We start from the raw sequence: 15,069 nt of genomic DNA on the forward strand, positions 1-15,069 counted from the left end.
ACTGATGGCCTTTAAATCATTAGCATCATGGGCTGGCTGCCCGTGAGAAAGTGAATCAGGAGGTGGGTTTTGCAACGAGCACGTTGTTATCTGCTGGGTGAACGCGCGGTGGTACTGGAACTGGAACCCCCGGTTTCCCTGGCCAGCCAGCAACGCATCTGGGGATTGTGCCAGCGGTTACAGGGTCATGACACGGTGTCGGAAGTGATCCCTGGCATGAATAATCTGACGCTGCTGCTGCGCGATCCGCAACGCAATGCACTGGATGCGATCGAGAATCTGCAACGCTGGTGGGAAGAGAGTGAAGCGCAACTGCCGGAATCGCGTCTGGTGGAGATCCCGGTAATTTATGGTGGTGACGTGGGGCCAGATCTCCAGGTGGTCGCCGATCATGCCGGTATGACGCCACGTCAGGTGGTTGAGCTGCACAGCAGCAGCGCATACGTGGTTTATTTCATTGGCTTTCAGCCAGGATTCCCCTATCTCGGTGGTCTCGACAGCCGCTTACACACGCCGCGTCGGGCAGAACCTCGCGTCATCGTACCTGCGGGGTCGGTGGGTATCGGCGGCAGTCAAACCGGTGTTTATCCGCTGGCAACCCCCGGTGGCTGGCAGTTGCTGGGACAAACGTCCATCAGCCTGTTCGATCCTCAGCTGCAACCCCCCACGCTGTTACGCCCCGGTGATAACGTGCGCTTCGTGCCGCAAAAGGAGGGCGTATGTTAAAAATTCTACGCGCCGGATTGATGACCTCATTGCAGGACCAGGGCCGCAACGGCTGGCGACAGTTTGGCGTCAGCGTCAGTGGCGCTCTGGATCAACCCGCGATGCGCACCGCCAACATGCTGGTGGGTAACGATCAAAACAGCGCGGTGCTGGAGATTGTGCTGGGGCAGTTTAAAGCACAGTTCCAGCGTGATGGCTGGTTTGCTCTGACCGGAGCGGGCTGCAACGCGGAACTGGATGGCAAAGCGGTCTGGACCGGCTGGCGTTTGCCGGTGAAAAAAGGGCAGGTGCTCAGCTTGTCGATGCCGGTACATGGGATGCGCAGTTATCTGGCGGTCAATGGTGGCTTTGCTGTGCCGGAGATGCTGGGTTCCGCCAGTACCGATCTGAAAGCCGGGTTTGGCGGTTTTGCCGGACGCAGGTTACAGGATGGCGATCAGCTGCCGCTGGGTAAGGCTACGCGCAGTTTCAACCGTAAGGCTGGGGTACGTCAGTTGCTGTGGGGTAACCGTCTGCGTGCCTTGCCTGGCCCGGAATATAATGAATTCACCCGCGAAGCGCAGGAAGGATTCTGGCGCAGTGCGTGGAAGCTCAGCCCGCAAAGTAACCGCATGGGTTACCGTTTGCAGGGTCGCACATTACATCGTAAAGCCACGCGTGATTTACTGTCGCACGGACTGGTGCCGGGTGTGGTACAGGTGCCGCCCAATGGGCAACCCATCGTATTGATGGCCGATGCGCAGACGACCGGAGGCTATCCGCGTATTGCCTGCATTATCGAAGCCGATCTCTACCATCTGGCGCAAATTCGTCTCGGCGAACCGATCCATTTTGTCCACTGTACGCTGGAAGAAGCCATGCAGGCGAAGCAGCAGCAACAACGTGTATTCGATCAAATGACCTGGGGACTCTCACATGAAGATTGATCTCAACGCCGACCTCGGTGAAGGCAGTGGCAGCGATCAGGAGCTGCTGCAACTGGTCAGCTCCGCCAACATCGCCTGTGGTTTCCATGCGGGTGATGCCGTCACCATGCTGCAATCGGTGCGCTGGGCGAAAGCGGCAGGCGTCGCGATTGGCGCGCATCCCAGTTTTCCTGATCGGGAAAACTTTGGCCGCACCGCCATGCAGCTGCCTGCGGAGACGGTCTACGCGCAGATGATTTATCAGGTTGGCGCACTGAAAAGCCTGGCAGAAAGCGAAGGCGAACGGCTGGTACACGTCAAGCCGCATGGCATGTTGTATAACCAGGCGGCGGCCGATCCGCTGCTGGCGGATACTATTGCGCGGGCGGTAAAAGCGGTGGATGCGCGCCTGATTCTGGTGGGGCTGGCGGGCAGCGAGTCGATTCGTGCGGCGGCGCATTATGGCCTGCAAACCCGGGAAGAAGTGTTTGCCGATCGTGGCTATCAGGCCAGTGGGGCGCTGGTGCCTCGCAGCCAGCCGGGGGCACTGATCGAGGACAGCGCTCAGGCGATCGCCCAGACGCTAACTATGGTGCAACAGCGTAAAGTACAAAGCATCAGTGGCGACTGGGTAGCGGTGAACGCGCAAACCGTTTGCCTGCATGGCGACGGTGCGCACGCGCTGCAATTTGCTCATGCGTTGCGCGCGGCATTTGCTACCCAGCAAATCACCGTGACCAGCGCATAAGTTTTGACGGATTGCCCGGCTTTACGCCGGGCTTTTTATTTTCTGACAAGGGGGGAGAAAACATGGAAAGCGTGGTGAATCTCTGGCCGCTGCTGGGTATTGCGACCATCGTGCTCGGCTTTGTGCTGCGGTTCAATCCGGTGCTGGTGGTGATTGTTGCCGGTTTTGTTACCGGGCTGTCGGCGCATATGCCGCTGGCTGACATTTTAGAAAAACTGGGATCCGGGTTCCTGAATACCCGTAACCTGCCACTGATTCTGCTGTTGCCGCTGGCTGTTATCGGCTTGCTGGAGCGGCACGGTCTGAAAGAGCGGGCGCAAACCTGGATCGCCCAGATCAAAACAGCCACCGCAGGACGTTTGCTGATCGTCTACTTGTTTGTGCGTGAAATTACAGCCGCGCTGGGACTGACCAGCCTCGGTGGCCATCCGCAAATGGTCCGTCCGCTGCTGGCACCGATGGCGGAAGGGGCGACGGAAAACCGCTATGGCGAGGTGTCGCCGGAGGTGCGCCATCGTCTGCGTGCGATGTCCGCCGCCACCGATAACGTGGGGTTGTTCTTCGGTGAAGATATCTTCGTTGCCTTTGGTGCCATCATCTTTATGCACAACTTTATGCAACAGTCGGCGGGCATCCAGACCGAACCGCTGCATATCGCGGTATGGGGCATTCCGACCGCGATTTGTGCCTTCCTGATTCACTCCGCCCGCCTGATCCGTCTCGATCGCCAGCTGGCTCGTGAACTGGGCGCACTGAATCATCAGGCGTTGCAGGTGAAAGGAGAACAATGATGTTCCAGCAAGAATATCTGATGTGGCTGGCAGGCATTATTCTGCTGGTGGTTGCCGTCTTCTCGTGGCGGGATCATGCCAATCCACGCCGTCTGACTACCGGGCTGTTCTGGGCGCTGTATGGCCTGATTTTCCTGATTGGTGATGGCGCTTATCAACTGATGGGCCATCTGGCAGGGAATGCCGAACAGGGCCAGCGCTGGCTGCATATTGGCGTGGGTATCGCCGTGGTGGTGATGGCACTGATCGCCGGATTTGGCGGGGTGCGCCTCGGCAGTTATCACCAGCGCAGCGACGCAGAAAAACAGGCCAGTGCCAAACGTCTCGGTAACAAGCTGTTCCTGCCCGCACTGGCGATTCCGGTGGTGACCGTGATTGGCGTGCTGGCGTTCAACAATCTTCCTGGTTTGCAGCAGGCGGTGTTTGGTGCCGGTAATCATTCAACGCTGATTACCCTGTTCTCGATGATGCTGGGCTGCCTGATTGGCTGGCTGGTGGCATTGAAAATGACCCATGAAAAACCGGCGCAGTCGATGCAGGAGACGCGTCGCTTACTGGATGCGGTGGGCTGGGCCTTTATCCTGCCACAGATCCTCGCCACCCTCGGCCTGCTGTTTACCAGCGCCGGTGTGGGTAACGCGATATCGCATCTGACTGAAACCTACCTGGCGGTGGATAACCGTTTTGTTGCGGTGGCGGTGTATGCCATCGGCATGGCACTGCTGACCATGGTGATGGGCAACGCCTTTGCCGCGTTTCCGATTGTCACCGCCGGGATCGGTATCCCGATTCTGGTGCTGCAACATCACGGTAATCCGGCGGTGATGGCGGCGATTGGCATGTTCTCCGGCTATTGCGGCACGCTGATGACACCAATGGCGGCCAACTTTAACCTCGTCCCGGCACGTCTGCTGGAGCTGCCGGACCGCAATGCGGTGATCAAGGCTCAGGTGCCGACCGGTGTGCTACTGTTGGTGGTCAATATTTTCCTGCTGTGGTTCATGATGTTTTTGTGAGGATGCAATGAAAACGGTATTAATGACCGCGTTTGAGCCTTTTGAAGGCGAAAGCATCAATCCCTCATGGGAAGCGGTACGATCTTTTGACGGCAAGGTGATTGACGGCGCGCGCGTGGTGGCACGTCAGCTGCCGGTGGCGTATAGCCGCTGTGGTGCCGTGCTGATACAGGCGCTGGAGGCGTTGCAACCAGACCGCATTCTCTGTATTGGTCAGGCGGGCGGGCGCAGTGAAATCACCGTGGAACGGGTCGCCATCAATATCGATGATGCACGCATTCCTGATAATGAGGGGCAACAACCGATTGATCAGCCAGTAGTGGTGGAGGGGCCAGCGGCGTATTTCTCAACGTTGCCGATAAAGGCGATGGTTGCCGCAATTCGTGAGGCGGGGATTCCGGCATCGGTATCGCAGACTGCGGGCACCTTTACCTGTAATCATGTGATGTATCGCCTGTTGCATTGGCTGGCAACACAGCAAAGCAGTGCACGTGGCGGTTTTATTCATATTCCTTATCTGCCGGAGCAGGCGGTGAAACATCCCGGAGCACCGAGCATGGCGGCGGCCAGCGTCATTCAGGCGCTGGAGGTGGCAGTCCGGGTGGCGCTGAAAGTGGAGAAGGATCTGCATGTCGCGGGTGGCGCGACGCATTAACAGGAGCAGAGATGCCTGAAGGACCGGAGATCCGCCGCGCGGCGGATCAACTGGCAGCGGCGATGACGGGCAAACCGCTCACCGATGTGTGGTTTGCCTTTCCGCAGTTGAAAACCTATGAACCCGCCTTGCTGGGGGAGACCGTCACCACTATTGAAACGCGTGGCAAGGCGCTACTCACCCATTTTTCAAATGGTCTGACGCTGTATAGCCATAACCAGTTGTATGGCGTGTGGCGTGTGGTGCCCACCGGTACCGAACCGCAAACCACGCGTCAGTTACGCGTGCGGCTGGCGAATGCCGACCAGACCATCTTGCTCTACAGCGCCTCGGATATTGAGCTGCTTAATGCCGAAACACTGGCAGCGCATCCTTTCCTGCAACGTGTCGGGCCAGATGTACTGGATGCCGGCCTGACTGTCGATGAAGTACAACAGCGGCTGTTGTCACCACGTTTTCGGCGGCGGCAATTCAGTGGTCTGCTGCTCGACCAGGCGTTTCTCGCTGGGTTGGGAAATTATCTGCGGGTAGAAATTTTGTGGCATGCACAGCTGCTGGCGCAACATCGTGCCCAGGATCTGGATGCCGCACAGCTACGCGCGCTGAGTGAAGCGATGCTGGCGGTGCCGCGTCTCTCGTATCAGATGCGTGGCAGCATGAAGAAGTATCATGAAGAAGCGTCGTTTCGCTTTGAGGTTTTTCATCGCCAGGGGAAAACCTGTCGGCGCTGTGGTGCGGTGATTGAGAAGGGCGTGTTGTCATCACGGCCATTTTACTGGTGTCCGGGATGCCAGAAATAACAAGGGCGGGATAACCCGCCCTGACACTTATTTTTTCACCGCGGAGGTGAAAGGACGCTCGGTATAACCGGTGTACAGCTGACGCGGACGGGCAATCTTCATGCCTTCGTCGTGCATTTCTTTCCAGTGGGCAATCCAGCCAACGGTACGCGCCATGGCGAAGATCACCGTGAACATTGAAGACGGAATACCCATCGCTTTCAGAATAATGCCTGAGTAGAAATCAACATTCGGATAGAGTTTGCGCTCGATAAAGTACGGGTCGTTCAGCGCGATATGTTCCAGCTCCATCGCCACTTCCAGCAGGTCATCTTTCATACCCAGCTCGTTCAGCACTTCGTGGCAGGTTTCACGCATCACGGTGGCACGCGGGTCATAGTTCTTATACACGCGGTGACCGAAGCCCATCAGACGGAACGAATCGTTCTTGTCTTTCGCACGACGGACAAATTCCGGGATGTGATCGACGGTGCTGATCTCTTCCAGCATACGCAGTGTCGCTTCGTTAGCACCGCCGTGTGCCGGTCCCCACAGGGAGGCGATACCGGCTGCGATACAGGCAAACGGGTTAGCGCCCGATGAACCCGCAGTACGCACGGTAGAAGTCGAGGCGTTCTGCTCGTGGTCGGCGTGCAGAATCAGAATACGGTCCATTGCGCGTTCCAGCACCGGGTTAACTTTGTACTCTTCGCACGGTGTGGCGAACATCATGTGCAGGAAGTTACCGGCGTAGGAGAGGTCATTGCGCGGATAAACGAACGGCTGACCGATGGAGTATTTGTAGCACATCGCCGCCATGGTCGGCATTTTTGACAGCAGACGGAACGCAGCAATTTCACGGTGGCGCTCAATATTCACGTCCAGCGAGTCATGATAAAACGCCGCCAGCGCACCGGTCACACCACACATCACCGCCATCGGATGAGAGTCACGACGGAAACCGTGGAACAGGCGGGTGATTTGCTCGTGGATCATGGTGTGGCGGGTAACGGTGGTGCAGAATTCTTCGTACTGTTCCTGGGTTGGCGCTTCGCCATTGAGCAGGATGTAACACACTTCCAGGTAGTTTGAGTTTGTTGCCAGTTGATCAATGGGGAAACCGCGATGTAACAAAATACCTTCATCACCATCTATAAAGGTGATTTTGGATTCGCATGACGCTGTAGACGTGAAGCCGGGGTCGAAGGTAAACAGGCCTTTAGATCCGAGAGCGCGGACATCAACGACATCCTGTCCCAGCGTGCCTTTCATCACATCCAGTTCAACAGGCGTATTGTCTTGTAGGGTTAGCGTCACTTTTTTATCTGTCATTTTTCGTCTCCATAGCGCCTTGGTAGGTAAGGATCTTAGACACCTAAACCGCCATCATGTTGCATAAAACCACAATCTTCACAGTATCACTCTGCGGTCATGTTTGTCGTGCAGGGTAGAGTACAGAGCGAACGATGTGTTTGGGCCAGTGGCGTCCGGGCATGACATGCTGCAAATCGCGGATGTTAAAGATCCTGTCACGACATAACTTCTTGGTAACCAATAACCTGATGCTTTGTAATGCTCTGAGTTGCAATGTTACATAACTTCAGCTTAGGGGAAAGTGTATCCCCATAACTTTTGTGCATCATAGGGTTTTAATGCGTTCGTTTGTAACCGAATTGTTGAACTTTTGTCAAATCAGATAATTAAAAATGTATGAAATGTGAAATTCGTGAGGGGGATCACTGTTCAGCTTAAATGTGACCAAAGAGATTGTAGGGGAATTGTAATCAGAATGTGATCCTCCTATACTGCCGCCAGGTCTCCGGAATACCCTGACACCAGGAGCCACCCAGCGTTTTCCCCGCGTCATTGAACACTGGATGTTGCTTCTTTGGTGACGGTTGCTGTCTGAACACGTCCTGTGTCTCTGATGTAACCCAGGACCGGAGGAAGCAAAATAAAAAAGAGCTGTGTGGGCAAAACCGTGAAAAAACAAAGACCTGTTAACTTGGATCTCTCGACGATCCGGTTTCCCGTTACTGCAATATCGTCCATTCTCCACCGCGTCTCCGGCGTGATCACCTTTGTCGCTCTCGGAATTCTGCTCTGGTTACTGGGTCTCTCGCTCTCCTCTCCCGAAGGTTTCCTGCAAGCGGCGTCCATTATGGATGGCTTCTTCGCTAAGTTCATCATGTGGGGCATTCTTACCGCGCTGGCATATCATGCCGTGGGCGGCATTCGCCATATGTTGATGGACTTCGGCTATCTGCCGGAAACCCTGGAAATGGGCACCCGTTCCGCTCAGGCGGCTTTTGGTATCACTGTCGTGCTTTCAATTTTGGCTGGAGTCCTCGTATGGTAAGCAATGCTTCTGCATTAGGACGCAACGGTATTCATGACTGGCTGTTACTGCGTGCTGCTGCAATCTTAATTACGCTCTACATTCTCTACATTCTCGGTTTTGTAGTGATGACAGGCACGCTGACGTATGACGTCTGGCGCGGCTTCTTCGCTTCCTCCTTCACGAAAGTGTTCACGTTGCTGACGCTGTTCTCCATTCTGATTCACGGTTGGATCGGGATGTGGCAGGTGCTGACTGACTACGTGAAACCGCTGGCGACCCGTCTGGTGTTGCAGCTGGTGATTGTGGTCGCGCTGTTGTCCTATGCAATTTATGGAACCGTTGTCGTGTGGGGTGTGTAAATGAGTTTGCCAGTCAGAGAGTTTGATGCCGTGGTGATCGGCGCAGGTGGTGCAGGTATGCGCGCTGCTTTGCAAATCTCCCAATCGGGCCAGACCTGCGCCCTGTTGTCGAAAGTTTTCCCTACCCGTTCCCATACCGTTTCCGCCCAGGGCGGCATTACCGTGGCGCTTGGCAACACCCACGAAGATAACTGGGAATGGCATATGTACGACACCGTGAAAGGTTCCGACTATATCGGTGACCAGGACGCGATCGAATATATGTGTCATGTCGGCCCGGAAGCGATTCTGGAGCTGGAACATATGGGATTGCCATTCTCCCGTCTTGATGACGGCCGCGTGTATCAGCGTCCGTTTGGTGGTCAGTCGAAAAACTTCGGTGGTGAGCAGGCGGCGCGTACCGCTGCGGCTGCCGACCGTACCGGCCACGCCCTGCTGCATACGCTGTATCAGCAGAACCTGAAAAACAAAACCACTATCTTCTCCGAATGGTATGCGCTGGACCTGGTGAAAAATGCCGATGGTGCCATCGTCGGTTGTACCGCCATCTGCATTGAAACCGGTGAAACGGTCTACTTCAAAGCCAAAGCTACCATTCTGGCGACCGGCGGCGCAGGTCGTATTTACCAATCCACCACCAACGCCCACATCAACACCGGTGACGGCGTCGGTATGGCCCTGCGTGCAGGCGTACCGGTGCAGGACATGGAAATGTGGCAGTTCCACCCAACCGGTATCGCCGGTGCGGGTGTACTGGTGACCGAAGGTTGCCGTGGTGAAGGTGGTTATCTGCTGAATAAACACGGCGAACGCTTTATGGAACGCTACGCACCTAACGCCAAAGATCTGGCGGGCCGTGATGTGGTGGCGCGTTCGATGATGATCGAAATCCGTGAAGGTCGCGGCTGTGATGGCCCGTGGGGGCCGCACATTAAGCTGAAGCTCGACCATCTGGGCAAAGACGTGCTGGAATCCCGTCTGCCGGGCATTCTGGAGCTGTCGCGTACCTTCGCGCATGCTGATCCGATAAAAGAACCGATTCCGGTGATCCCAACCTGTCACTACATGATGGGTGGTATTCCGACCAAAGTGACCGGTCAGGCGCTGTGCGTGAATGAGCAGGGCGAAGATGTTGTCATCCCTGGCCTGTTTGCGGTGGGTGAAATTGCCTGCGTATCGGTTCACGGCGCCAACCGCCTCGGCGGTAACTCACTGCTCGATCTGGTGGTATTTGGTCGCGCGGCGGGTCTGCATCTGCTGGAGTGTATCCAGGAGCAGGGCGAACTGCGTGATGCTACCCAGGACGAGATCGATGCAGCGATGGCGCGCTTCAATCGCTGGGAAAATAACACCACTGGCGAAGATCCGGTTGAGATTCGCAAGGCGCTGCAACGCTGCATGCAGAACAACTTCTCGGTGTTCCGTGAAGGTGATGCGATGGCGCAGGGTCTGGAAGAGTTGAAAGTGATCCGCGAACGCCTGAAATCAGCGCGTCTCGATGACCGTTCACCGGACTTCAATACCCAGCGTATCGAGTGTCTGGAGCTGGATAACCTGATGGAAACCGCTTACGCCACGGCCGTTGCGGCGAACTATCGTACCGAAAGCCGTGGCGCGCATAGCCGCTTCGACTATCCGGATCGCGATGATGCCAACTGGCTGTGCCACAGCCTCTATGTTCCGCAAACGGAAAGCATGACGCGCCGTGAGGTGAACATGCAACCGAAACTGCGCGCGGCCTTCCCGCCGAAAGTGCGTACTTATTAATTGCGGAGATCATCATGAGACTCGAATTTTCAATCTATCGTTACAACCCGGAAGTTGATGACGCGCCGCGTATGCAGGAGTACAGCCTGGAAGCGGAAGATGGTCGCGACATGATGCTGCTGGACGCGTTGATCAAGCTGAAAGAGAAAGATCCGACGCTGGCGTTTCGTCGCTCCTGCCGTGAGGGCGTGTGCGGGTCTGATGGCCTGAACATGAACGGTAAAAACGGTCTGGCGTGTATCACTCCGGTGTCTGCGCTGGGCAATGGTACGAAGAAAATTGTTATCCGTCCGCTGCCTGGTCTGCCGGTAATTCGCGATCTGGTTGTGGATATGGGGCAATTCTACGCACAGTATGAGAAGATTAAGCCTTACCTGTTGAATAACGGGGAAAATCCACCGGCGCGTGAGCATCTGCAAAGCCCGGCTGAGCGTGAGCATCTGGATGGTCTGTACGAGTGTATTCTCTGCGCCTGCTGCTCAACCTCGTGCCCGTCGTTCTGGTGGAACCCGGACAAATTCATCGGTCCGGCCGGTTTGCTGGCGGCTTACCGCTTCCTGATTGACAGCCGTGATACCGAAACCGATGCACGTCTGGACAATCTGAACGATGCTTTCAGTGTATTCCGCTGTCACAGCATCATGAACTGTGTGAGCGTGTGCCCAAAAGGACTAAACCCGACGCGCGCCATCGGCCATATTAAGTCGATGCTGCTGCAACGCGGAGCATAAGAAGACCCACTGTCCGGGAACCTCAGGTTCCCGGCAGTTTACGGAAGCCTCTATAAGCGCGGTCTGAACCACGCTTATAAAGGTTCCCTTACGAGTCGGGCGCCGATAGCGCAAGGGCTCGTATCGCTGAACTCACTACGGCAAGCCGCGAAAGCGGCAACAATGAAACCTCAAAAAAAGCATACTAATGCTTAAGGGATCACAATGCAGAACAGCGCGATGAAGCCCTGGCTGGACTCCTCCTGGCTGGCCGGCGCGAACCAATCTTACATAGAGCAACTCTATGAGGATTTCCTGACCGATCCTGACTCTGTTGATGCAGTGTGGCGCGACATGTTCCAGCAACTGCCCGGCACTGGCGTGAAACCTGAGCAGTTTCACTCCACCACGCGTGATTACTTCCGCCGCCTGGCCAAAGATGCAACGCGTTACACCTCCACAGTCACTGACCCGGCCACCAATTCCAAACAGGTTAAGGTGCTGCAGCTGATCAACGCCTTCCGCTTTCGCGGACACCAGCACGCTAACCTTGATCCGCTCGGCCTGTGGAAACAGGACGCCGTACCGGATCTCGACCCGACTTATCACGATCTGACCGACGCCGATTTTCAGGAAAGCTTTAACGTTGGCTCTTTTGCTATCGGCAAAGAGACCATGAAGCTGGCCGATCTCTTCGAAGCGCTGAAGCAGACCTACTGTGGCTCTATTGGTGCTGAGTACATGCACATCAATAACACCGACGAGAAACGCTGGATTCAGCAGCGTCTCGAATCGATCGTGGGCCACGCAAGTTTCAGTGCTGACGAGAAAAAAGGTTTCCTGAAAGAGCTGACGGCGGCAGAAGGTCTGGAAAAATACCTTGGTGCTAAATTCCCCGGCGCGAAACGCTTCTCACTGGAAGGTGGTGATGCGCTGATCCCGATGCTGCGCGAAATGATTCGTCACGCGGGTAAAAGCGGTACGCGTGAAGTGGTGCTGGGTATGGCGCACCGCGGCCGTCTGAACGTGCTGATCAACGTACTGGGTAAAAAGCCGCAGGATCTTTTTGACGAGTTTTCCGGTAAGCACAAAGAACACCTCGGCACCGGTGACGTGAAGTACCACATGGGCTTCTCGTCAGATGTGGAAACCGAAGGTGGCCTGGTGCATCTGGCGCTGGCATTTAACCCGTCGCACCTTGAGATCGTGAGTCCGGTGGTAATGGGTTCGGTGCGTGCGCGCCTGGATCGTCTGGCTGAGCCGAGCAGCAATAAAGTGCTGCCAATCACCATTCACGGTGATGCTGCGGTGACCGGCCAGGGCGTGGTGCAGGAAACCCTGAACATGTCGCAGGCGCGGGGTTACGAAGTGGGCGGTACGGTTCGCATCGTGATCAACAACCAGGTGGGCTTCACCACCTCAAATCCGCAGGATGCACGTTCAACGCCGTACTGTACTGACATCGGTAAAATGGTTCTGGCCCCGATCTTCCACGTTAATGCGGACGACCCGGAAGCCGTTGCCTTTGTCACCCGTCTGGCGCTCGACTATCGCAACACCTTCAAACGTGATGTGTTTATCGACCTGGTGTGCTATCGCCGTCATGGCCATAACGAAGCCGATGAGCCAAGCGCAACCCAGCCGTTGATGTATCAGAAAATCAAAAAGCATCCGACACCGCGTAAAATCTACGCTGACCGCCTGGAAGCAGATGGCATTGCCAAACTGGAAGATGCCACCGAAATGGTCAATGTGTATCGCGATGCGCTGGATGCCGGTGAATGCGTGGTGCCGGAATGGCGTCCGATGAGCCTGCACTCCTTCACCTGGTCGCCGTACCTGAATCACGACTGGGACGAAAGCTACCCGGCTACCGTTGAGATGAAACGCTTGCAGGAACTGGCTCGTCGTATCAGCCAGGTGCCGGAAGCGATCGAAGTCCAGGGCCGTGTTGCCAAGATTTATAACGACCGCAAAGAGATGGCCGAGGGCAATAAAGCCTTTGACTGGGGCGGCGCAGAAAACCTGGCTTACGCCACGCTGGTTGATGAAGGTATCCCGGTGCGTCTGTCAGGTGAAGACTCCGGCCGTGGCACCTTCTTCCATCGCCATGCGGTGGTACACAACCAGGCGAACGGTTCCACCTATACGCCGCTGCACCATATCCATCATGGTCAGGGTCAGTTCAAAGTCTGGGACTCGGTGTTGTCGGAAGAAGCGGTACTGGCATTCGAATACGGTTATGCCACCGCAGAACCGCGCGTGCTGACCATCTGGGAAGCGCAGTTTGGTGACTTTGCCAACGGTGCGCAGGTGGTTATCGACCAGTTCATCAGTTCCGGCGAGCAGAAGTGGGGCCGTATGTGTGGCCTGGTGATGCTGCTGCCACACGGTTATGAAGGTCAGGGTCCGGAGCACTCCTCTGCACGTCTGGAACGTTATCTGCAACTCTGCGCCGAGCAGAACATGCAGGTGTGTGTGCCGTCTACGCCAGCGCAGGTTTACCATATGCTGCGTCGTCAGGCGTTGCGCGGTATGCGTCGTCCGTTGATCGTGATGTCACCGAAGTCGCTGCTGCGTCATCCGCTGGCGATTTCCACCCTCGACGAACTGGCTAACGGTAGCTTCCAGCCAGCGATCGGCGAGATCGATGCGCTTGATGCGAAACAGGTGAAACGCGTGGTGATGTGTTCTGGTAAGGTTTATTACGATCTGCTGGAGCAGCGTCGTAAGAGCGAGAAGAACGACGTCGCGATTATTCGTATTGAGCAGCTGTATCCGTTCCCGCACAAAGCGGTACAGGAAGCACTGAAACCCTATTCTCATGTCCAGGATTTCGTCTGGTGTCAGGAAGAACCACTGAATCAGGGTGCATGGTACTGCAGTCAGCATCATTTCCGCGAAGTGGTTCCGTTTGGTGCTTCACTGCGCTATGCAGGCCGCCCGGCTTCTGCTTCACCGGCCGTGGGCTACATGTCCGTACATCAAAAACAGCAGCAAGACCTGGTTAATGACGCGCTGAACCTTGGTTAATAAAAAGGAAAGATAATGAGTAGCGTAGATATTCTCGTTCCCGATTTGCCTGAATCCGTAGCGGACGCAACGGTAGCAACCTGGCATAAAAAACCCGGCGACGCGGTCAGTCGCGATGAAGTAATTGTCGAGATCGAAACCGACAAAGTAGTGCTGGAAGTGCCGGCATCGGCCGACGGCGTACTGGATGCGGTGCTGGAAGATGAAGGTTCAACCGTAATTTCTCGCCAGATCCTCGGCCGTCTGAAAGAAGGCAACAGCAGCGGGAAAGAGACCACCGCGAAAGTGGATAGCAAGGAATCAACGCCTGCACAGCGTCAGACGGCTTCTCTGGAAGAAGAGAGCAATGACGCACTCAGCCCGGCGATCCGTCGCCTGATCGCTGAACATGACCTCGATGCCAGCCAGATTAAAGGCAGCGGCGTTGGCGGTCGTATCACGCGTGAAGATGTCGAAAAACATCTGGCGAAGAAACCGGAAGCCAAAGCGGCACCGGCTGCAGCACAGCCTGCTGCTGCACCGCAGACCGCGATTGCCAACCGTAGCGAGAAGCGCGTGCCAATGACGCGTCTGCGTAAGCGTGTTGCTGAGCGTCTGCTGGAAGCGAAAAACAGCACCGCAATGCTGACCACCTTCAACGAAATCAACATGAAGCCGATCATGGATCTGCGTAAGCAGTACGGCGATGCCTTCGAGAAGCGTCATGGCGTGCGTCTGGGCTTTATGTCTTTCTATATCAAAGCCGTGGTTGAAGCGCTGAAACGCTACCCGGAAGTGAATGCTTCCATCGACGGTGAAGACGTGGTGTACCACAACTATTTCGATGTCAGCATCGCGGTATCCACCCCGCGTGGTCTGGTGACGCCGGTGCTGAGAGATGTTGATGCGCTGAGCATGGCCGACATCGAGAAGAAAATTAAAGAACTGGCGGTGAAAGGCCGTGACGGCAAACTGACCGTTGACGAACTGACTGGCGGTAACTTCACCATCACTAACGGCGGTGTCTTCGGTTCGCTGATGTCCACTCCGATCATCAACCCACCGCAGAGTGCGATTCTGGGCATGCACGCCATCAAAGATCGTCCGATGGCGGTGAATGGTCAGGTTGTGGTACTGCCGATGATGTATCTGGCGCTCTCTTATGATCACCGTCTGATTGATGGCCGTGAGTCTGTCGGTTATCTGGTGGCGGTGAAAGAGATGCTGGAAGATCCGGCACGTCTGCTGCTGGATGTCTGA

At 55.9% G+C, this 15,069-nt stretch carries 14 protein-coding genes; 13 read left to right on the forward strand and 1 reads right to left on the reverse strand.

Going from position 1 to position 15,069, the window contains the following annotated elements:
• Positions 1-69 precede the first annotated feature (69 nt).
• The 7 genes from pxpB to nei all read left to right on the forward strand — a co-directional run bounded on the left by pxpB (position 70) and on the right by nei (position 5,641).
• Positions 70-726 carry a 5-oxoprolinase subunit PxpB gene (pxpB, locus tag AC6I8X_RS05925; RefSeq protein WP_313686844.1) on the forward strand — a complete coding sequence of 219 codons (657 nt, stop codon included), beginning with the start codon at positions 70-72 and terminating at the stop codon, positions 724-726.
• A complete protein-coding gene (pxpC, locus tag AC6I8X_RS05930; protein WP_299454770.1) occupies positions 720-1,652 on the forward strand; it encodes a 5-oxoprolinase subunit PxpC in 933 nt (310 codons plus the stop codon). Before pxpB ends, pxpC begins: the two co-directional genes overlap by 7 nt.
• Positions 1,642-2,379 carry a 5-oxoprolinase subunit PxpA gene (gene pxpA / locus AC6I8X_RS05935; protein ID WP_084873510.1) on the forward strand — a complete coding sequence of 246 codons (738 nt, stop codon included), beginning with the start codon at positions 1,642-1,644 and terminating at the stop codon, positions 2,377-2,379. The genes pxpC and pxpA overlap by 11 nt, the downstream gene beginning before the upstream one ends.
• A gap of 62 nt (positions 2,380-2,441) precedes the next feature.
• Complete coding sequence (locus tag AC6I8X_RS05940) at positions 2,442-3,170, forward strand: DUF969 domain-containing protein (protein WP_313686849.1); 729 nt, start codon at positions 2,442-2,444, stop codon at positions 3,168-3,170.
• Entirely contained in the window at positions 3,167-4,186 is a 1,020-nt protein-coding gene (locus tag AC6I8X_RS05945; protein ID WP_497840720.1) for a DUF979 domain-containing protein, read from the forward strand. Before AC6I8X_RS05940 ends, AC6I8X_RS05945 begins: the two co-directional genes overlap by 4 nt.
• Positions 4,187-4,193: 7 nt before the next feature.
• A complete protein-coding gene (pcp, locus tag AC6I8X_RS05950; protein WP_497840721.1) occupies positions 4,194-4,841 on the forward strand; it encodes a pyroglutamyl-peptidase I in 648 nt (215 codons plus the stop codon).
• An 11-nt stretch (positions 4,842-4,852) separates the two neighbouring features.
• Positions 4,853-5,641 carry an endonuclease VIII gene (nei, locus tag AC6I8X_RS05955; RefSeq protein ID WP_313686855.1) on the forward strand — a complete coding sequence of 263 codons (789 nt, stop codon included), beginning with the start codon at positions 4,853-4,855 and terminating at the stop codon, positions 5,639-5,641.
• Between the two features lie 27 nt (positions 5,642-5,668).
• Here nei and AC6I8X_RS05960 read toward each other — a convergent pair whose 3' ends face one another.
• Positions 5,669-6,952 (reverse strand): citrate synthase, encoded by a 1,284-nt coding sequence (locus tag AC6I8X_RS05960; RefSeq protein WP_313686857.1) that lies wholly within the window; start codon positions 6,950-6,952, stop codon positions 5,669-5,671.
• Between the two features lie 637 nt (positions 6,953-7,589).
• On the opposite strand from AC6I8X_RS05960, the gene sdhC reads away from it, so the two are divergent.
• From sdhC to odhB, 6 genes are all read left to right on the forward strand, one after another.
• Positions 7,590-7,979, forward strand: coding sequence for a succinate dehydrogenase cytochrome b556 subunit (sdhC, locus tag AC6I8X_RS05965; protein WP_084873516.1), 390 nt, complete (start codon positions 7,590-7,592; stop codon positions 7,977-7,979).
• The gene (gene sdhD / locus AC6I8X_RS05970) at positions 7,973-8,320 is read left to right on the forward strand and encodes a succinate dehydrogenase membrane anchor subunit (protein ID WP_013508297.1); all 348 of its coding nucleotides are present in this window, start codon (positions 7,973-7,975) and stop codon (positions 8,318-8,320) included. The genes sdhC and sdhD overlap by 7 nt, the downstream gene beginning before the upstream one ends.
• Positions 8,321-10,087 (forward strand): succinate dehydrogenase flavoprotein subunit, encoded by a 1,767-nt coding sequence (gene sdhA, locus AC6I8X_RS05975; RefSeq protein ID WP_299454744.1) that lies wholly within the window; start codon positions 8,321-8,323, stop codon positions 10,085-10,087.
• Positions 10,088-10,101: 14 nt separating this feature from the next.
• Entirely contained in the window at positions 10,102-10,818 is a 717-nt protein-coding gene (locus AC6I8X_RS05980; RefSeq protein WP_084873518.1) for a succinate dehydrogenase iron-sulfur subunit, read from the forward strand.
• A gap of 204 nt (positions 10,819-11,022) precedes the next feature.
• Positions 11,023-13,830 (forward strand): 2-oxoglutarate dehydrogenase E1 component, encoded by a 2,808-nt coding sequence (gene sucA, locus AC6I8X_RS05985; protein ID WP_497840722.1) that lies wholly within the window; start codon positions 11,023-11,025, stop codon positions 13,828-13,830.
• A 15-nt stretch (positions 13,831-13,845) separates the two neighbouring features.
• Complete coding sequence (gene odhB / locus AC6I8X_RS05990; protein WP_084873520.1) at positions 13,846-15,069, forward strand: 2-oxoglutarate dehydrogenase complex dihydrolipoyllysine-residue succinyltransferase; 1,224 nt, start codon at positions 13,846-13,848, stop codon at positions 15,067-15,069.

Source organism: Pantoea sp. X-Soil-TKNS-1280 (assembly GCF_059730475.1).

Coding starts and splice junctions, on each gene's coding strand:
- pxpC (WP_299454770.1), top strand. CDS start 720: ATGTTAAAAATTCTACGCGCCGGATTGATGACCTCATTGCAGGACCAG.
- pxpA (WP_084873510.1), top strand. CDS start 1,642: ATGAAGATTGATCTCAACGCCGACCTCGGTGAAGGCAGTGGCAGCGAT.
- AC6I8X_RS05940 (WP_313686849.1), top strand. CDS start 2,442: ATGGAAAGCGTGGTGAATCTCTGGCCGCTGCTGGGTATTGCGACCATC.
- AC6I8X_RS05945 (WP_497840720.1), top strand. CDS start 3,167: ATGATGTTCCAGCAAGAATATCTGATGTGGCTGGCAGGCATTATTCTG.
- pcp (WP_497840721.1), top strand. CDS start 4,194: ATGAAAACGGTATTAATGACCGCGTTTGAGCCTTTTGAAGGCGAAAGC.
- nei (WP_313686855.1), top strand. CDS start 4,853: ATGCCTGAAGGACCGGAGATCCGCCGCGCGGCGGATCAACTGGCAGCG.
- AC6I8X_RS05960 (WP_313686857.1), bottom strand. CDS start 6,952: ATGACAGATAAAAAAGTGACGCTAACCCTACAAGACAATACGCCTGTT.
- sdhD (WP_013508297.1), top strand. CDS start 7,973: ATGGTAAGCAATGCTTCTGCATTAGGACGCAACGGTATTCATGACTGG.
- sdhA (WP_299454744.1), top strand. CDS start 8,321: ATGAGTTTGCCAGTCAGAGAGTTTGATGCCGTGGTGATCGGCGCAGGT.
- AC6I8X_RS05980 (WP_084873518.1), top strand. CDS start 10,102: ATGAGACTCGAATTTTCAATCTATCGTTACAACCCGGAAGTTGATGAC.
- sucA (WP_497840722.1), top strand. CDS start 11,023: ATGCAGAACAGCGCGATGAAGCCCTGGCTGGACTCCTCCTGGCTGGCC.
- odhB (WP_084873520.1), top strand. CDS start 13,846: ATGAGTAGCGTAGATATTCTCGTTCCCGATTTGCCTGAATCCGTAGCG.